At 53.4% G+C, this 19347-nt stretch carries 17 protein-coding genes; 6 read left to right on the top strand and 11 right to left on the bottom strand.

The features are described from left to right. Positions 1–3 precede the first annotated feature (3 nt). From V6N02_RS18390 to V6N02_RS18380, 3 genes are read right to left on the bottom strand one after another with little or no spacing between them, the layout of a single operon-like run. A complete protein-coding gene (locus tag V6N02_RS18390) occupies positions 4–2394 on the bottom strand; it encodes a GcvT family protein (RefSeq protein ID WP_371227992.1) in 2391 nt (796 codons plus the stop codon). A 51-nt stretch (positions 2395–2445) separates the two neighbouring features. Then, positions 2446–3285, bottom strand: a complete 840-nt coding sequence (locus V6N02_RS18385) for a carbon-nitrogen hydrolase family protein (protein WP_371227990.1) — start codon at positions 3283–3285, stop codon at positions 2446–2448. 14 nt (positions 3286–3299) lie between these two features. Next, on the bottom strand, positions 3300–4178 hold the full coding sequence (locus V6N02_RS18380; protein WP_371227988.1) for a MurR/RpiR family transcriptional regulator: 879 nt from the start codon (positions 4176–4178) through the stop codon (positions 3300–3302). A gap of 188 nt (positions 4179–4366) precedes the next feature. Between V6N02_RS18380 and V6N02_RS18375 the strand changes: the two genes are divergently transcribed. From V6N02_RS18375 to hydA, 5 genes are all read left to right on the top strand, one after another. Then, entirely contained in the window at positions 4367–5467 is a 1101-nt protein-coding gene (locus V6N02_RS18375) for an ABC transporter substrate-binding protein (protein WP_371227986.1), read from the top strand. An 82-nt stretch (positions 5468–5549) separates the two neighbouring features. Next, entirely contained in the window at positions 5550–6629 is a 1080-nt protein-coding gene (locus V6N02_RS18370) for an ABC transporter ATP-binding protein (protein ID WP_371227984.1), read from the top strand. Next, positions 6629–7519 carry an ABC transporter permease gene (locus V6N02_RS18365; RefSeq protein ID WP_371227982.1) on the top strand — a complete coding sequence of 297 codons (891 nt, stop codon included), beginning with the start codon at positions 6629–6631 and terminating at the stop codon, positions 7517–7519. Before V6N02_RS18370 ends, V6N02_RS18365 begins: the two co-directional genes overlap by 1 nt. Then, complete coding sequence (locus V6N02_RS18360) at positions 7519–8319, top strand: ABC transporter permease (RefSeq protein WP_371227980.1); 801 nt, start codon at positions 7519–7521, stop codon at positions 8317–8319. Before V6N02_RS18365 ends, V6N02_RS18360 begins: the two co-directional genes overlap by 1 nt. Then, positions 8306–9730 carry a dihydropyrimidinase gene (hydA, locus tag V6N02_RS18355; RefSeq protein ID WP_371228187.1) on the top strand — a complete coding sequence of 475 codons (1425 nt, stop codon included), beginning with the start codon at positions 8306–8308 and terminating at the stop codon, positions 9728–9730. Before V6N02_RS18360 ends, hydA begins: the two co-directional genes overlap by 14 nt. A gap of 299 nt (positions 9731–10029) precedes the next feature. Here the strand turns inward: hydA and V6N02_RS18350 are convergent, their stop codons facing one another. The 7 genes from V6N02_RS18350 to V6N02_RS18320 form a co-directional block, all read right to left on the bottom strand. Next, the gene (locus tag V6N02_RS18350) at positions 10030–10707 is read right to left on the bottom strand and encodes an arginase family protein (RefSeq protein WP_371227978.1); all 678 of its coding nucleotides are present in this window, start codon (positions 10705–10707) and stop codon (positions 10030–10032) included. A gap of 79 nt (positions 10708–10786) precedes the next feature. Continuing rightward, positions 10787–11647, bottom strand: a complete 861-nt coding sequence (locus V6N02_RS18345; RefSeq protein WP_371227976.1) for a polysaccharide deacetylase family protein — start codon at positions 11645–11647, stop codon at positions 10787–10789. Between the two features lie 6 nt (positions 11648–11653). Continuing rightward, complete coding sequence (gene argH / locus V6N02_RS18340) at positions 11654–13060, bottom strand: argininosuccinate lyase (protein ID WP_371227974.1); 1407 nt, start codon at positions 13058–13060, stop codon at positions 11654–11656. 1 nt (position 13061) lies between these two features. Beyond that, positions 13062–13820, bottom strand: coding sequence for an amino acid ABC transporter ATP-binding protein (locus V6N02_RS18335; protein WP_371227972.1), 759 nt, complete (start codon positions 13818–13820; stop codon positions 13062–13064). Between the two features lie 9 nt (positions 13821–13829). Beyond that, positions 13830–14873: an amino acid ABC transporter permease gene (locus V6N02_RS18330; protein ID WP_371227970.1), complete on the bottom strand. Its 1044-nt coding sequence runs from the start codon at positions 14871–14873 to the stop codon at positions 13830–13832. Further along, a complete protein-coding gene (locus tag V6N02_RS18325) occupies positions 14863–15975 on the bottom strand; it encodes an amino acid ABC transporter permease (protein ID WP_371227968.1) in 1113 nt (370 codons plus the stop codon). Before V6N02_RS18325 ends, V6N02_RS18330 begins: the two co-directional genes overlap by 11 nt. 86 nt (positions 15976–16061) lie before the next feature. Next, the gene (locus tag V6N02_RS18320) at positions 16062–17090 is read right to left on the bottom strand and encodes an amino acid ABC transporter substrate-binding protein (protein ID WP_371227966.1); all 1029 of its coding nucleotides are present in this window, start codon (positions 17088–17090) and stop codon (positions 16062–16064) included. Between the two features lie 185 nt (positions 17091–17275). Between V6N02_RS18320 and V6N02_RS18315 the strand changes: the two genes are divergently transcribed. Further along, entirely contained in the window at positions 17276–17764 is a 489-nt protein-coding gene (locus tag V6N02_RS18315; protein WP_371227964.1) for an Lrp/AsnC family transcriptional regulator, read from the top strand. 113 nt (positions 17765–17877) lie between these two features. Here V6N02_RS18315 and V6N02_RS18310 read toward each other — a convergent pair whose 3' ends face one another. Beyond that, positions 17878–19290, bottom strand: a complete 1413-nt coding sequence (locus V6N02_RS18310; RefSeq protein WP_371227962.1) for an MmgE/PrpD family protein — start codon at positions 19288–19290, stop codon at positions 17878–17880. Positions 19291–19347: the final 57 nt, after the last annotated feature.

The following is a 19347-nucleotide window of genomic DNA, read 5'->3' as shown; positions in this document are numbered from 1 at the left end:
GGATCAGCCTTTCATTCGGGTTCCTGCAGGGTCATAGGCACAGGCCAGTTGCAACGTGGCGGCAAAGCGCTGGCCTGCGATGTCCAGTTCTACTGCGGCGCCGTCGACGTTTTCCAGATGCACATGGGCCAACGCTACCGGCTTGCCAATCCGGTACCCAAAACCGGTTGAAGTGGTGTGGCCGATGATTTTGTCTTTGGCATAAATCGGCTCTTGCCCCAGCGGCACGGCGGCCTCATCATCGACAATGACCGTGACCAGGCGGCGCTTTGCAGTCTTACGACGGTCAGCCAGCGCATCCGAGCCGACGAAAGTCTTCCTTTTGGACACCAGCATGTCCAGCCCGGCTTCGATGGGCGAAATATCGCTGTCCAACTCATGCCCCATGGCCGCAAAACCCTTTTCGATCCGCATTGAAGTTTGGGCATACATTCCCGCCGGTGTCGCCCCGGCCTGCACCAGCGCGGCATAGACCGTTTTGGCGTTCTCCGCCTTCATGGTGATTTCCCAACCGGCCTCGCCCACGTAAGACATACGTATCGCGCGGACATGGCAACCGGCGATATGTGCGGGGCCAACCTTAAAATAGCCTAACTCGGTCAGCTCGGGAGCGCCGGTCTCAGACACGATGCGCGCGGCTTCCGGACCCATCAACCCCAGGACCGCATAATTCTCGGTACTGTCGGTCAGCGCCACATCGAATTCCTCTGAATGGCGGCGGAACCAGGCCAGATCGCGCTTGATAGCGTTGGTTCCTACGAACAGGCGATAGTGGTCCTCGGCAATTCGGTGCGCGGTGATGTCGGATTCGTAAGTGCCGCGTTCATTCAGAACGGCGGTATAGATTGCGCTGCCGGGGGCTTTGTCCATGTTTGAGGCACAGGTGTACTGCAGGAACGCCTCAGCATCCGGGCCCTGAATCTCGATCTTGCCAAAGGAGGAGGCGTCGAAAATGGCCGCCTGTTCATGCGCAGCCTTCACTTCGGACGCCACGTTGTCGAACCAGTCCGGCTTGCCAAACTTCATCTCGGGCTCGGTGGTTTTGTTGAAAAAAAGCGGGCGCTCCCATCCATAGAACTGACCGAAATGCGCTCCTGCCGCCTTGTATTCAAGCTCAAGCGGCAGGGCGCGCAGGCTCCGCGCCGTTGAGAGCTGGCGACCCGGATAAGCGATCTCGTAATGAGTGCCCAGGATTTCCGGCGCCCGCGCCATCAGGTGATCAAGCGAATTGAACACCGGTGCAAACCTCTTGGCATCGGTTTCCCCCAGATCATAGGCAGTGTGACCATGCACGATGCAATGGGCCAGGTTCATTCCGGCCCCACCGCCCGAGGCGATGCCAACCGAGTTCAGGCCACAGCCCAGAAAGAGTCCCCGCGTTTCGGCGGTTTCGCCCAGCATGAACATCCCGTCGGGGGTAAAGCTTTCGGGTCCGTTCAGCAGCATCTTGACTTCTGCGGTTTCCAGAGCGGGCAGACGATTCAGCGCGTTCATCATCATCGGTTCGAAATGATCCCAGTCCTCGGGCAGCAGGCTGAATTCAAAGTTCTCGTCCAGAATGCCCGGAGGAACGGCTTTGCCCATCGGCTCAAAGCAGCCGACCAGCAGACCGCCGGAATCGTCGCGAATGTAAAGGTGGCTGTCATGATCGCTCAACGTTGGCGTGTTGCCCACGATGCCGTCGATCGGCTTGGTCAGCAGGTAGAAATGCTCGCACGCCTGAACTGGCACTTCGGCCCCAGCCATGGCGCACAGTTCGCGCGACCATAGACCGGTACACAGCGCAATCGCATCGCAGGTGATCGTCCCCTGTGTGGTCTCAACCCCCTTGATGCGCCCGTTTTCCGTAAGAATGCCGGTGACTCCGGTGTTTTCGAACAGTTTGGTGCCCAGCCCTTTGGCCGCCTTAATCAGAGCTGCGCAGACATCGGAGGGGCTGACGCGCCCGTCATCCGGCGACCAGACCGCGCCGATCACATCCTCGGCATTCATCAACGGCCAGCGCTCCGTGGCTTCGCCTGTGCTGATCGAATAAGCCTCGACCCCATAGGCATGGGCCAGCGCCTCTTGCCGCTGGATATGAGTCAGCCGCCCTTCGGATGTGGCGATGGACAGGCTGCCCTTCTGAATCCAGCCGACATTCTGGCCGGTTTCCTGTTCCAGCTGCGAATACAGGTCGACCGAATACTGGATCATCCGGGTCAGGTTCTGCGAATGGCGCAGTGCGCGAACCTGTGCCGCAGAATGCCAGGTTGTGCCGGAGGTGAGCTTGTTGCGTTCCAGCAAAATTGCATCGGACACTCCCATCTTGGCAAGGTGATAGAGTGTTGAGCACCCCATGATACCACCGCCGATGACAACCACAGATGCGTGAGAGGGAAGGGAATGCGCCATTTGTAGGCCTTTTCTTAGCGATTTGATTCAGGTCAGGTGCCCAGGCGATGTCTACGTTTTGATGTGGCTTGCCACCGGCAGCGATTTGTAGTCATCGAGGCGGTCGTGCAGGAACGGATATTTTTCACGGATTTGGTCCAATAGCGTCATATCGAGTTCAACATGCCGTAGTACTTCTGTGGACGGGAAAACGGATTCCCGATTGTTTTCGTCCACCCAGGGCGGGCAAAGAATGGACTCACCAAAGAAATCTCCCGCCCGGTTGAGACTAAGCAGAAATATCTGGTTTTCCATCGCTCGGGTCACCGCAAAGTGTTTCCAGCTGAAGAAGGATTCGTCGCGCGCATAGGCGCCGCAATGCAGAACGCATTGAACCCCGCGATCAACGCAAAGCGTTCGAAACAGTTCGGGAATTCGAATGTCGTAGCAAATGATGGGAGCGACGCGAATGCCTTTGATTTCAAAAACCAGCAATTGCCGTCCGCGCGCAAAATACTCTTTCTCCATCGACGCACCGTATTGCGCTACATGGATTTTGTCGTACGTCCCGACCAGTTGCCCATCGCACCCAAAAACGACCTGTGAGATAAAAAAATCGTTTCCGGATTTTCGTGCAAATCCACCGATGACATGGGCATTATGGCGGCGTGCCATTGATGCATAGGCGGCGCATGTCGGCCCGTCCAGAGGTTCTGCCAGCTGTTCAAGCTGTTCGAATGTGGCGCGTGAGTAGTCGAGATTTGCAAGCTCGGGCAGGACGATTGCGTCGACAGTTGTGTCAATGAGGGCGGCGTTCACAAGGTTGGAAACACGGTTTACATGATCGGATTTTTCCTGCTGAGTTATCATCGGCGGCACCGTGATCTGACATGCGAGCAATGACAGTCTCATTTCATGCCCATCCTTTAATTGTCCTCTGACCAGTAGTCGGAAAAGGTTTCTCTGGTGGCTTCGATATTTTTTATTCTGTCCACGACTTCTTCGCCGCTCTGGCTCACCAGGTTGGCAACCAGAGCTTCGATAAGGGCCGTAGTTGCTACATAAGAACTGAAGTACTGGGGGCTATCACTGGGCACGACGAATAGGTCATCGGCCAATGCGGCGAGCGGTGATGTCAACTCATCGGTGATGGCGATGACCGAGGCACCGCGCTGCACTGCCAGTTCAGCCAGCCGGACTGCATCCCGCGCATAAGGCGCGAATGAAATTACGATAACCACATCTTTGTCGGACAAAGCAGAGGTTTCGTCCGCCAAGGTGCTGCCGCGTCCCGAAATCAGCGTCCAGTTCGGAAATGCAAGGCCACCGATGTAATGCAGGTAGGTCGCAAACGCGAACGAACTTTGCATGCCGGTCACAAAGACTCTGCGCGCGGATAGGATTGCCGATGCTGCCTTTTCAATCTGAAGCCCGCGCGTGCCTTCAAGAAGCAATTGCAGGTGGGCATTGTTGGCTTCCAGCAGAGATTGCCAGAGCATATGACCATCAGATTCCCCGTGTAGGCCCTGCAGCTTCAGCGCGCGATCCCCAAAGTTGTGGGCTATCTGATGGTACCCGTTGCGGTACAGATTGCGGAAATCCTCATAGCTGCTGAAACCAACGGTCTTGGCCACCCTGGACATGGTGGGCGCAGTGACACCAGCGTCAGCGGCCAGACGTCGCATGGACTGGGTGGCAACACGATCGGGATTTTCCAGCACGTAATCGGCTGCCCGCCTTAGCTGCTTGCCCATAGCGCCTCGTGATTTGACGAGCGCGGAAATGACTTGATCAATATCTGTCATGAACCCTCTCTATCATTGCGCTGCATCCATCTCGAAGAGCGGCAAGCGCCACCTGATCGAATATTACGAATGTAAATAATGGATTTTTCATTTGAAACAAATGTAACACATGTGTTAGTGTCGTATCAACGCAAAAAAAATCCAATGAAAAATGAATGGCCGAATGGCACGCAAACATGGAGGGCAAAATGTCAAACACATTTAAAACCTTGGGGCGGCGCAGTTTTCTCAAACGCGGCGGAACTGCAGCGCTCGGAGCTGGTATGCTGGGGGGATTGCCGACCAAGCTTCTTGCGGCGTCTGGCACTTTGAATTGGTTGACCTGGGAAAACTACACCCAAGGCTATTATATGGAGCCGTTCCGCGAAAAGACGGGTTTCGATTTCAACTTCGGGCAGATATCCAACGATGATGAACTCCTGGCCAAGATGATGGCCGGCGGTACGCGGGACTGGGACATTATCACGCCCGGCCTGAACACCATCCCGATCTACATCGAGAACGGGCTTCTTAGCCCGTTGAACCTGGACAATATTCCAAATGCAGCCCGGGTTCTTGAGCCTTTCAAGAAGGTATCCTGGAACAAGGACGCGGACGGCAATGTATACGCCCTGCCGATGGCTTGGGGAATAAACGCGGTCGCTTACCGTACTGATAAGATGGACCACCCGGAAAGCTGGAGCGCGTTTTTCGACGAAAAATATGCAGGCAAGATCGCCCTTTGGGACTATGCGGTTGAAAGCATTGTAGTCGCCGCGCTCCATGTTGGCATTTCGCCCGACCGCCTTTGGGTGATGGATGACAAGGAACTCGCCGAGTGCAAGAAGGCATTGCTGGCGCAGAAGAAACTGGTGCGCACATATTGGTCATCGCTTTCGGATGTGACAAATCTCCTGGCCAGTGGCGAAATCTGGATGGCATATTCATGGGTTCCGCCAGTCTACGAGTTGCAGGGCCAGGGCATGCCGATCGGCCTTGCCATCCCGAAAGAGGGCGCCGTCGGCTGGGCTGACAACAATTGTGTGACCGCAGGTGTTACCGATCCTGAGAAGATGGCCGCATGCGAAGCTTTCATCAACTATATCCTGAGCGCTGATTTCATCGAAACGCTTGCGGAGAAGGGGCCTTATGCGGGTGGCGCCGATACCGCAATGGACCGCCTGTCCGATGAGCAGAAGAAGCGCGTGTTCCTTGATGACCTGAGCGTGATGGATACCTTCCTTTGGCGGCAGCAGCCGACAGGCTATGATCGCTGGGTCAAACTCTGGGACGAAGTGAAGGCCAGTTGACCTGATACGAGGTCGGATTCCGTGTCCGGCCTCGTTTCCTCTTTCGGCAAGTCCCTCACCGAGCAATGAACCGAGGTAGCGCGTGAAACCTGAATACGTTCTGGAACTGGAGAATTTGACCAAACGGTACGGTGATGTAACGGCGGTAGATGATATCTCATTTCGCGTCAAAGCTGGCAGTTTCGTCACGTTGCTGGGGCCAAGTGGCTGCGGCAAGACCACCACTTTGAGGCTGATAGCGGGCTTCGAGCAGCCCGACGCCGGGCGCATTATTCTGAATGGCGAGGATATCCAGGGCAAAGCTCCGTTCGAGCGACAAGTGAACACGGTTTTTCAATCCTACGCACTGTTCCCTCACATGACTGTCGCGGAAAACATCGCGTATGGCCTGGAAAGCCGGAAACTGCCAAAGGCCGAGATCAAACAGGAAGTTCAGGATGCACTTGATCTGGTTGATCTTAGCAGCTTTGGCGACCGTTATCCGGACCAGCTTTCAGGTGGACAGCGTCAGCGCGTGGCCGTTGCACGCGCATTCGTCAACAAACCGGACATTCTTTTGCTGGACGAACCGCTCGGCGCATTGGATCTCAAGCTGCGGCACCATTTGCAGATTGAGTTGAAGCGCCTTCAGCAAGAGCTTGGGATCGCGTTTGTTTATGTGACCCATGATCAAGAAGAAGCGTTGACCATGAGTGATGAGATCATCGTCATGAACCACGCGGTGATCGAGCAAATCGCCGACCCGATCACGATGTACAATCAACCGTCAACGCATTTCGTCGCGGATTTCCTGGGTGGCTCAAATATTGTTCCCGTCGATGCAATTGATGCGTCCGGCGATCACCTGAACATCCGGATTCTCGGGCTTGATGTGACATTGAAGAACCCATCGGGCCAATCTGGCGAAGCGATTTCGCTTCGGCCCGAAAAGATCGCGATCGGCACGCATGCGCAAACCACCGAACATCAAGTGAGCGCGACAGTGACGGCCCGGGTATTCAAGGGCACGGTATTTGAGTTTCTGGCTCAGGTCGACGACGGACCGGAACTGACGGTTCACAGTATCGAAGGCGCTTCGGCATTGGCGGTCGGAAAGCCGGTGACACTCGGGTTTAACAGCGCTGATCTGGTGCTGGTCGAGCACAGCGAGGGTGGCGTGTAATGGCCATTTCCGACGAAACCCAAAGGTTCCGACGCGCACCATGGTTCATGTATCCGGTCGCGTTGTTTGTGTTTATCTTCGCGATCTGCCCGTTATTGGTGCTGCTGGTCTACAGTTTTTATACGGTGGAAAATTTTCGCATCACACCGGGGTTCTCCCTGAAAAACTACCACGAGGCACTGACCAGTGGATTGTTTATTTCGTTAACGATCAAGGCATTGGTGTTTGCTGTTGTTACCTGTGTCATTACGCTGATCTTTGCCTATCCAACCGCGCAATTCATCGCCTGGCGCAGCGGGCGCTGGAAAAACCTGATGCTCATGGGGCTGCTGATCCCGCTCTATACCGGCGATCTGATCCGGGTTTACGCCTGGCGGATTATCCTGGGTATCAAGGGTGTTCTGAACACATTATTGCTGGAAGTCGGGCTCATAGCCGAACCAATCGAAGTCCTGCTGTTTTCCAATTTCAGTGTGATGATCTCGATCATCTACATCTACCTGCCTTTCATGATCCTTCCAATCTGGGCCAATATCGAAGGTTTGGACCGGTCATTGATCGAGGCCAGTAATGATCTTGGTGCAGGCACGGCGCGCACGTTCAACAAAATTATGCTACCACTCACCTCCCCCGGGGTATTTGCCGGGGTAATGCTGGTCTTTATTCCCGTAACTGGCGAATACCTGTCACAGAACCTTCTGGGTGGCACTTCGGGTGTGACCATCATGAATGTGATTACCGCGCAATTTGGCGCCTCGTTCAACTGGCCTCTCGGGTCTGCGATGGCATGGCTGTTGCTGGTGATCGTTGCGGTCATCGTAAGCCTGTTCCTTTTTACGTTAACACGACAAAGGTGGATCGCCCGCGGATTGGGAGGAGGAGGCGCATGATGTTGCGCGGATCAAATATCAGCCAAATCATGGCCGTCGTCGCGGTATACCTTTTTATGTATATTCCGGTGATCGTTCTGATTCTGTTTGCCTTCAATGATTCACCGTTCATTGTTTTCCCGATATCGGGCCTTACGCTGGATTGGTTCTCGGTCGTGTTGACGGATAAAAACATCCTGACCGCCCTGTGGAACAGCCTGATTGTAGCCTTCTTCGTGACAATTCTGTCGGTTGTGTTGGGCACAATGGGCGCGCTGGCGATCATTCGCTACAAATTCCGTATGCGGTTTCTATTGGCCGCGCTCCTGTTCCTGCCGATCATCATCCCACGGACGATCTTGGGCATCAGCTTTACCACGCTGCAGGATTTTCTGGATCAAAGCGGCAACCTCACAATGGTGGTTCTGGCGCAAGCCGTTTTCTGTCTGCCTTTTGCGGTAATCGTGATCTCGTCGGTGCTCTGGCGGTTCGACCGTTCGCTGGAGGAGGCATCTCTTGATCTCTACGCAGGTCGCGTGCGGACCTTTACAAAGGTAACGCTGCCGCTCATCAAGAACGGGATCATGGCAGGTGCGTTGATCTGCATGATCCTCAGTTTCTCGGAATACACGCTCACCTGGTTTGCCAGCGGTCATGATCAGACATTGCCATTAGTGATTTTCGCAGAGTATCGGTATCACTTGTCCCCAAAAATCAATGCCCTTTCAACGCTGATCGTCGTTGCCAATATTCTGATCGCTCTGGCAGGGGAGTTCATCCGCTCACGGGGAGAAAAACGCTTGAACAATCGCGTGCGGTAGCCTGATCGCGGCGCGCAATAACACGGAGGCCAAACCCATGGATCTAGTCATTTCGAACGGCACAATCGTCACCAGCGGCGATACCTATCACGCCGATATCGGCATCGAAGGCGGCAAGATCAAACAGATCGGCCATGGTCTGGGTCCGGCGACGAAAACCATCGATGCCTCGGGGCTCTTTCTTTTGCCTGGCGCAGTAGACGTGCACACCCATGTGGAGTGCGAGTTTCAGGGTATGCACACGGCCGAGGATTTCAACACCGGCACCGCGACCGCAGCTGCGGGCGGTGTGACAACCATCATCGATTATGCGCTTCCCGGTCCCGGCGAGACCCCGCGCCAGACGATCGAGAAATGGCACAAGATGGCCAAGGATAAGGCGATCATCGACTACGGGTTTCATGTCGCCATTTTCGAACCCAATGACGCTGCAATTCAGGAAATCCGTGACACAATTTCAGAAGGTCACACCAGTTTCAAAATCTTCATGATGGGCACGTTCGAACATCACATCGACGGGTATATGGAAATGATGGCCGAGGTCGGACGCGCGGGCGGCATGGTTAATCTGCATGTGGAGGATGCCTGTTGTCTGAACTATCTGGCCAAGCGGTTCAATTCCGAAGGCAAATACGGCGCCAAATATTTTGCCGACTCGCGACCGCAGATTTCCGAAGGCATTGCCGCGATGCGCGGGATCGGGCTGGCGCAGGTGGCTGAAGTCCCCTCATATCTGGTGCATCTGTCATGTGAGGAAAGCCTCGAGGCCGTCAATCGCGCACGCGGCAAGGGCGACATGGTATTTGGCGAAACCCGCCCCTGCTACCTGCACCTTTCGCGTGAAAAACTCGACGGGCCGGACGGGCACCTCTACACCGGATGGCCACCCCTTCGCGAATCCGAACAAATGGACATCCTCTGGCAGGCGCTCGACAGCGGCGTATTGCAGACCATCGCCACTGACCATGACGGATGGGCCGCCATCCAGAAAAAGAACTCTGATAAAGTCGATGAGATGCTGGCCGGCATGGCCGGTTTGGAAACCATGGTTCCGATGCTTTACTCGCAGGGCGTTCTGAAGAACAAGCTGAACCTGAACCGAATGGTCGAGGTAACAGCGACAAACCCGGCAAAGCTGTTCGGGCTTTACCCGCGCAAAGGCACAATCACCGTTGGATCAGACGCGGATATCGTCGTTTTTGATCCTAACTACAAAAAGATCATTCGCGCCGAAGATATGCATACGGCTGCCGACTGGGATCCCTACGAAGGCTGGGAAGTCACCGGCTGGCCGCGCATGACCCTCTCGCGCGGCGAGGTGGTATTCGAGAACGGCAAGATCATTGGCGAAGCCGGACGTGGGCAGCTTCTGAAACGAGATAAGTTTTCAGAGACAGTCGCCCGGCTGTGAGCATTGATACGCCGCGGGACGCAAGTCAGTAATCGACGAACATAATCCTGGATGCAGGGCGGTCACTGAATCCGCATAGGGCACCGGTTCCCACATGTATTCTATGACCAGGTGCGAATTCGCGATCGCATTCCTTCTTCGCCGCGCAGCGCTACTTTTTGCCACTACAAGAAAGCAATTCTCTGCGGTTGCAGACATAAAGAATTTTAAACTTCTGCAACGGGCTCTCCTGTTGAATCCACCGCACTATGAATGAACGTCGGCTTGACCCTTAACGTAGGGTTTTGCCCCCTCCGGCATCAGACCCCGAAACCGTCGTTTTCCTGGACCCGATTCAGGAAGGCCCTCAGAGGTTTGGCAACGCCGGTTTCATCAAGACGGCGCATGTCGTTGACCTCGACACCTTGTTTGACAAGGAAATGATGTTCCGCCGGATCAACTGAACGAATGCCCATCATGCAGATGTTTTCAAGTTGTACCGGAGCTGAGAGATCGGGGAAATTGCCCGAGAAGCTCTCTTGACCGGTGACATAGGCCACTGGCGAGCCATGAAGATTGCCGCTGGATGTTGTGTTGAGGCGGTGGAAATCCGGGTGGGCATCAAGCCAAAGCATGTAAAAGGGTTTGCCTTGCTCAGCTGCGTAACGCGTAGCGCCAGCTACCGATCCCATGGACACGCTGTGGTCGCCGCCTGCAAAGATCGGAAACGCATCCTCATTTAGAGCGCGGTAGGATGCCTGCTCTAACGCAACAGTCCAGGCCACAGTTTCAGTTAGGTTTTTGACACCAAAAGGATCCTCAAGCGTGCCTATTTCCGCGGGTTTTGTATTCCCGGCATCCTCAGCATTGTAGCCAAGTTCGCCTGGCATCTCTATCAAACCTGCGCAGCGGAGGGCACTAGGCCCCATAACGCAGCCACGACGTCCTGCCCCGGTTTCAACCGGGGCGCCAATAACACGTATGTTTTTCTGTTGCATATCACACACTATTAGGGCTTCCTAAAGAACAGTGTTCATGTCGTCTGCTGAGCACTGCTCCGGTCAGAGGATAAGAACGTCAGAGGGTTGTTTCCACGTGGCGCGCGATCCGCTCACCTGTTGTAATCCAAAGGTCATCCTTGGATTTCGCATAACCCAGAAATTCCCGTAGGGTACGAAGTGGAGATGGCCGACCAGAAACCTGTGGGTGATAAACCGTCGTCGTCAGAGCGCCCCAATCATGAGTTTCGTCCAGTTCCGCCCGCCAGATCGACTGAACCAATTCAGGTGCGACAAAGTTACGACCGCTTCCTTTGATCATGCTGTGCATCCAGTCGTCGAAGAAATAGTTGGCAGGCAATTCAATCGGAGCCGGTGATCCATTCTCCAACACATGGCGATAAGGAAGAACATCGTCGCGCCAGGAACTGGAATAGCGAATGCCACGGCTGTAAAGATAATCTAGGAACTCACCGCTGTTTTCACCGAGTGGAGCCCGATAGCCAACCGGTTGAACCCCAAGCTGGTTTTTCAAGGCCTCAAAGCCCTTGTCGATTTCTTCGATAGCTCGGTCTCTATCATCCGCTGACGGCAGCAGATGGTACATCCCGTGATGACCGATTTCATGGCCGCCTATTAGGATGTTCTCGCAAACCTCGGTATGCGCCAAGGCAACCCAACCCGGCACAAAAAAGGTCGCGTTCAATTCCAGCTGTTGCAATAGTTCCAGGATCTTGCGGACGCCGACCCGTGCGCCATAACCGCCATGGGAAACAGCAACTTCCTTGTGCCAATCATTAGGGTTTTCATCAATCCAACCGGTTTCGGCATCAAAGTCAAAGCTGAGAAACAGCGCACTTTTCTTGCCTTTAGGCCATTCCATCGTTTCGTGGGATACGGCCCGGTTACGGGGTTGGTTTGGGATATCTATATACTTCATTTCTCTTTATTCTCCCTGGTCCGACAAAAACCGTTTCCGCGCCCGCCCGCAGGCCTCACGTACATTTTCCGGTGCGGTGCCACCAAAGCACTTGCGTGCGGCAAGGGAGGTTTCATTCGAAATCGCATCGTAAATGCTGGTGTTGATTTTGTGTTCAACAGCCTGAAGCTCTTCAAGGCTGATTTGCGACAGCGTTCGGTCGGATTTGGCGCCAATGGCTACGATTTCGCCGGTGATATGGTGTGCCTGCCTGAAGGGGATATCCAACTCGATAACCAACCAGTCTGCCAAGTCAGTGGCCGTTGCGAAACCCTTGTCCAGGAAGCTCTTCATATTGTCTTTGTAGGGTTCCATATCTTTTATCAAACCCGTCGCTACGCGAATGCACAGCGAAATGCTGTCGGCGGCCTCAAACATCGGCTCCTTGTCTTCCTGCATGTCTTTCATGAAGGACAGCGGAAGCCCTTTCATGACAATCAGTAGCGCGTTGAGTGAACCGATGATGCGACCAGGTTTGGCCCGCAGAAGCTCGGCTGCATCCGGGTTCTTCTTCTGCGGCATGATCGAAGAACCTGATGTGAATGCATCGCTTAGATTGACGAATTTGAACCCGTCAGAATTCCAGTTCACCAGCTCTTCAGCCAGGCGAGACAAATGCACGGCGTTCATGGATGCAAAGAACAAAAACTCAGCAATATGGTCCCGAGCCGATACGGAATCCATCGAGTTTTCTGTAGGACGGTCAAACTCAAGTTGTTCGGCCGTCCAGTGCCGGTCGATCGGATATGGAGATCCGGCAAGGGCAGCCGCCCCGAGCGGGCATTCGTTCAGCCGTGCTCGACAATCCCGTAATCGGGAAAGATCCCGACCCATCATTTCAACATAGGCCAAAAGGTGGTGTCCAAACGAAACTGGTTGAGCAACCTGCAAATGGGTGAAGCCCGGCATGGCCGTGTCAGAGTTCTCCTCGGCCTTGTCGATTAGAGCTTCGATGAGATGCACCAGTTGCGCATCAAGCGTGTCGACTTCATCGCGCAGCCAAAGCTTCACGTCAGTGACAGCCTGATCATTGCGACTACGAGACGTGTGCAAGCGTCCGGCGGCTGGCCCGATGAGTTCGGTCAACCGTGCCTCGACATTCATGTGAATGTCTTCGAGTGCGGTTTTGAACTCGAAGTCGCCAGCATCAATTTCAGCACGAACTTGATCCAGGCCCTTTGTGATTGCCTGTGCATCATCAGACGAAATAATGTCCTGACGCCCTAGCATTTGGGCATGAACCTGCGACGCTCTGATGTCCTGTTTGTAGAGGCGCTTGTCAAAACCGATGGACGCGTTGATCTCCTCCATGGTTTCAGAAGGGCCCTTTTCAAAGCGCCCCCCCCACATTTTGTTAATAGTTTTGTTGGTCATTTCAGAGCACATGCGACAGAAAATCCTTTGCGCGGTCGGTTTGTGGATTGGTGAAGAATTCGTCAGGCTTGCCGGTTTCAACAATTTCGCCGTCAGCCATGAAAGTCACACTGTCGGCCACTTCGCGGGCAAAACCCATTTCATGGGTGACACAGATCATGCTTTGCCCCGAGTTTCCGAGCGAAATCATGACGTCCAGCACCTCTTTGATCATCTCGGGATCAAGGGCCGAAGTAGGTTCATCGAACAGAATAACTTCGGGGTTCATTGTCAACCCGCGCGCGATTGCGACACGTTGCTGTTGCCCACCTGACAACTGGTTGGGATATTTTGAAGCTTGGTCTGCAATTTTCACCCGGTCCAGGTGATGCATGGCCTGTTCTTCGGCTTCTTTGCGGGGGGTCTTGTTCACCCAGATCGGTGCAAGCGTACAATTCTCAAGAATTGTCAAATGTGGGTAAAGGTTGAAGCTCTGGAACACCATGCACATCTGGCTGCGCAGATCTCGCAGCGCCTTGGCAGTGTCCTGAACCTTCTCTCCTTTGAATACAACATCTCCAGCTTCAGGTACTTCAAGGAAGTTCATGCAGCGGATCAAGGTGGACTTACCCGAGCCGGAAGGTCCACAGATCACCTTAATATCGCCCTTGTTCAATCCCATTGAGACCTCTTTAAGAGCGTGAAAGTTGCCGTAGAATTTGTTTATGTTGCGCACCTCCAGCAGAGGCCCTTCAGTCACGGGGTTTTCTTTGGTCTGCATTGTCGTCACCTAACTATGTTTCTGTTTGGCTTCCAAGCGTCGGGCGTAGTGGCCCATGCTGTAGCAAAAAATGAAATAGACGAAGGCGGCGAACACATAGCCTTCGACCTCGAAACCCAACCACTTGGGGTCGGAAGTTGCGGAAAGCACCATATTGAGCAAATCGAATAATCCGATCACCAACACCAGCGTCGTATCCTTGAAGAAACCGATGAAGAGATTGACGATTGCCGGGATCGAAATGCGCAACGCTTGGGGCAGAATGACAAAGCGCATGCTTTGCCAATAGCCATGCCCCATTGCCGCCGCCGCTTCGTACTGTCCTGTGGGCACAGCCTGAAGTCCGCCTCTGATAACCTCGGCCATATAGGCTCCGGCAAAGAGCGAAATCGCAATGATTGTCCTCAGAAGTTTGTCGATCTCGATACCCTCAGGCACGAAGAACGGGAACATGATTGAGGCCACAAAGAGTACTGTGATCATCGGAACGGATCGCGCAGCTTCAATAAAGATCGTTGAGAGCAGGGCAATTACGCGCATGTGAGAACGACGGCCAAGTGCGAGCAATATCCCGATTGGCAATGCCGAAGCAATCGAGCAGGTTGCAATGACAAGTGTCAGGGCAAAGCCACCCCACAAACGAGTTTCAACGACCTCCAACCCCATTACACCCCCATACATAAACGCGAGTACAGAAACCGGAAAAATCAGGATCGAAGAAAAAAGAATCTTTCCACGGCTCTTCTGAGAGGCGTTTCTGGATGACAGGGCGAGTGCCAGAGGCAAGGCAAATGCGACTGCCACCCTCCAACGTTCTTCTGCCGGATATCGCCCGAATACGAAGTCATCAAAACGTGCGGCAATGAAAGCCCAACAAGCGGCGCTACGCGAACATTCAGAGCCGTCTTTGGCAATGAATACTGCTTCAAACAGTGCCCAATTCACAACTGGCGGAACAACCTTGTAGGCGATGAAAATCCAAACCAGCGTCATTGCGATGCTGAAAGGGGTCGCAACAAGACTGCGCGCAAAAGATACGAGTTTACCGTTCATTGATCTGCACCTTTGCGTTGTAGATGTTCATAACCAGGGAGATCAGCATCGAAATGATACAATAGAACAGCATCACCATTAGAACGATCTCGATGGCTCGTCCGGTCTGGTTCAGCGACGTTCCTGCAAAAACATTTACCAGTTCAGGGAATGCAATTGCGGCTCCCAGTGATGAATTTTTCACCACATTCAGATTGTTGCTGATGTAGGGTGGGATGATGACACGCATGGCTTGCGGCAGAATAACCAGTCGCATTGTGTGCCAATCAGACAGCCCGGTCGAAAGTGCGGCTTCAGATTGTCCTTTGGAAACTGCAAGCAACCCCCCGCGAACATATTCGGCGACAAATGCTCCGTGATAGATTGACAAGCCGATCACCAGAGCAAAAAGCTCGGGGATGATGGAAACGCCGCCAGAAATGTTAAACCGGGTTTTTGTCGGCAACTCGATCTCTGTCGGGATTATGCCAACAACCATAAACAGCGCGATTAGGACAACCGAAATCAGAAAAATCCAACCGGTCCTGAAGATACCAAAGCCCTTCAGTTCTTTCTGGCGTTTTGAGTATGTGAAGACAGCAACGGTTGTCAGGCTGATGATTGCCAGCAAAATTAATCTGCCCAGACCCGTGGTTTCGATTGCCGGCAGATAGAACCCACGCTGGTTCAGATAGGCGAAATTCCCGAATTCGAAACTGTCTGCCACACGTGGGAACAAGTTGAGTATGACGAAGTACCAGAACAGAATGTTCAAAAGCAGCGGCACGTTACGGAACGTTTCAACATAAATACGGGCGACGCCTGCGGTCAGAGAGTTGCGAGACAGCAACGCGATGCCCACAAGGAAACCGATTACCGTACACCCAATGATCGAAATTACGGATGCCAAGAGCGTGTTGGTAATGCCTACCAGAAAAACACGCCAATAGGTGTTGTCGCCTGAATAGTCGATCAGCGAAAACGCGACTTCAAAACCGGACTTCTCTTCCAAAAAGCCAAATCCGCTGGACATTCCTGTTGCATCTAGGTTCGACTTAGTCGTGATGATCAAAAACCAGGTAAACAAGGACAAGCCAATTATGGTTGCCGCTTGAACTGCCATGCTAAAATGCTGCCTATTCATAGTAACCTCCTATTAGAACACCAGCGCGACAGTTGTGTCGCGCTGGTGTTGTTAGCTTTCTAAAATCAGCGTGCAGGAGGCGCGTATTGCATGCCGCCGTCGGTCCAAAGAGCGTTCATGCCACGTTCAAGATTGAGTGGGGAATCCTTCCCAACAGTACGCTCGAACATTTCACCGTAGTTTCCGACATTTTTGATGACCTGGTAGGCATAGTCTGCCGGCAAGCCCAGTTGTTCACCCAAGTTGCCCTCAGCACCGAGGAAACGTGCGACCGCCGGGTTGGTGTTGTTGGCCAGGATTTCATCAACGTTTTCCGAGGTGATCCCCAGCTCTTCTGCCTCGACGGCCGCATAAAATGCCCAGGCAACAGCATCTTTCCATACGTTGTCACCGTGGCGCACAACGATGCCCAGAGGCTCCTTGGAAATGATATCAGGCAGAACCACGTAGTCGTCCGGGTTTTCAGCCTGGAGGCGAAGACCGGCGATCCAGGAAGCATCAGAACTGAACGCATCGCAACGGCCAGCGAAGAATGATGTCCGGGTTTCCGCAGACTTTTCGTAGACGACCGGACTGAATGTCATCCCGTTTGCCGAGAAGAAATCACGAAGATTCAGTTCAGATGTCGTTCCGCTGGTGGTGCAGACCGTTGCGCCATCCAGTTCTTTGGCGCTGGAAACTCCGAGATCGGCCCGGACAATGAACCCCTGACCATCGTAGTAGTTGACGGCTGCAAAATCGAAAGCCAGGCCGACATCACGCGACAGGGTCCAAGTGGTCGTGCGAGCGAGCATGTCGATCTCACCCGCCTGAAGGGCTGTGAAGCGTTCTTTGTTCTCAAGAGGAGAAAATACGACCTTTCCCGGATCGCCAAAGATCGCCGAAGCGACAATCCTGCAAGTGTCCGCATCAATTCCTTCGACGACGTTGTTTTCGTTCAAAAAAGCGAAGCCGGGCGACGACCCTGTGCTGACGCCGCACTCCAGATGACCGCGCTCAATCACTTCTTCCAAAGTGCCCGCCAGCGCGGGTGCGCCGGACAATACGGCAGCGGTGAGAGCACTCCCTGCAAGTTTTTTGATAGACTGAGACATATTTTCCTCCATGTTGTAACCACGCCAGAGGATCACACGAAGAATTGAGGAGTTATAGTTGTATTTTTTGCCTTGACGACATTTATTGTCACGTGTCTACCGTTGGCACAGTTTTTTTTGTCACGTCCGTTGTGCAAAATCCTTTGAGTTACATAAATCAACGACACAGCCTTGGATGCATCCGCATGGAAAACCCTCTTGATCTGGTTAACAGAAAAATTCTTCTTTTAATTCAAGATAATGCGAGGCGCAGCATTGCCGAAGTTGCGCACGAATCCGGCTTGTCCACAAGCCCGTGCCACAAGCGTATCAAGAACATGGAAAAGTCAGGTGTGATCCTAAACTACGTTGCCAACCTCGATATCGGCAAAATCTGTAGCAATGTATCCTTCCTGGCTGAAATCAGCCTCCGTGAACACAACCCCTATGCGTTCAGAAAGTTGGAAGCAGCGGTTAAGAGCGAGCGGTCTCTTGTTGAGTGCTATCAGGTGTCGGGCGACTATGATTACTTTGCGCGTTTCATTTGCCGTGATGTTGACGACTACACAGGGATAACTGAGCGACTAACCACTAAGTCGCCGATCGCAAAAATTCGCAGCCACTGCGTTTTGTCAAAGGTGAAAAAGTTCTCAGGCTACCCGTTGGAACACCTTATTGACTTTGAACAGGCTTAAACATTCCTCCTCGAAAAAAGGGCCCGGCATTACGCCGGGCCAGGTTGTGACGGAGACCGCCACTCAGGGAGATTCAGTTAAAAGGTTACCACGAGTAATTCAGTAATCGCCGTTCATGCCGCTTTGCCAGGTGCTCCGTTCGATGTCTCTTGAGTTGGCGCCTCCAGAAGATCAAGCAATGGGCGAATGCTTTCCGCAGTCTCAATCCGGTCAACAACCTCGACGATTTCTTTTGCTGAATTTCCGATGCCTCCGATCCTACACATGTCAAAGAACTTTGCTTCAATTTCTTCAGTGCCAAGGGGGTTTTTATGGTCTCCCTTAGCGAACGGAATTGTGCGTTCGTTAGTGGTTCCATCGTTCATATGGACCAGAACTAGAGGTTCAGCATCATCTTCAAGACTTGCGTCGGACGTCATTTCAATTTTTTCGATTATGCGGCGGACAGTTGGGTCAGCCAGAGCCTCGTTGGCAAAGCGATCCAAAGTTACTTTCCCATCAACCAAAGCTACAGCGGAACTGTAAGGCATTGAAAGTTGTGCTTCGACCATGTTTTTTGGTGTCGCATTTGACAACATTTTGTACATCTCTGGAATACATCTGATTTCGATTCGCTTAACGTTGGAAAGCTGTCCCTGAACCTCACTGTGCAGATCTAGCATGATATCTACTACGCTGTGGTTGTCCCTACAGCACGGATATGGTTTGACTCCACTTCGCAGCACCCGCGGCCAGACCCAAAAATTTTCATGCAGTTTCTGAGGTTCCGCGCCTTCCTTGGCATAGGTATTGAAGAACCCCCCCCAATCAGCTTCAAAGGCAAACTCGGGACCAGTAATTCCGGCTTGCGCCCATAGACTTGCGTTGACACCAAGGTTTGCTGCCCAACCCGGATGCAGACGCTTGCTCATTGCGCCATCCGAGTTGAAAGCCCAGGTCCCTCCGATCATTGTTGTGGCGAATCCGAGAGCACTCACCAGTTGATCTTCATCAAGACCAAGAACCAAGCCGGCGGCAACGGCCGCGCCAGGCGCACCGCATGTCGCAGTAGAATGCCAGCCCGCATCTGCATTGTGAATGCGGTAGGCACCTGCTGCCTCAAGCACCCTGCGGGCTACCTCGTAACCTGCGATCGCCGCCTTCAGAAATTCCAGGCCGGACAGATTAAGCGGAAGCTCAGACACTGCGAGAACTGCCGGGAACACAACGGCTCCTGAGTGGTCTGCGCCTCCGAAATCATCCAACTCAAGGGCATGAGCCAAAGTTCCGTTGTATAGGGCAGCGTCCCCACAAGAAGCAGTGTTTTGGCTTCCCCAAAGGATCGCACCGCTACCAGCCGAAGTCAGGCCCCCCGAGTTTTGAAGCGCTTTACGTAATCTGAGTGCTTCGGGGGCCTCTCTCGCAGCAAGCGACACCCCCAAGGTGTCAAGCAACAAAGATTTGGCATGGTTAACAACGCTGGATTCAAATTCGGAATTGTAGGCATTTAAGACCTGTCGAATAAGCTGTCTGGAGGCGGACGCCATGGTGTCTCCTTTTGTTTGGCGTCAGTGTCACAGAAGTTGGAGCCGGAATTTCTCCGA

It is taken from the genome of Roseovarius conchicola (genome assembly GCF_041403425.1).
GTDB lineage: Bacteria > Pseudomonadota > Alphaproteobacteria > Rhodobacterales > Rhodobacteraceae > Roseovarius > Roseovarius conchicola.
The sequence above is the reverse complement of the archived record's forward strand: the minus strand, read 5'-3'. Positions and strand labels throughout refer to the sequence as shown.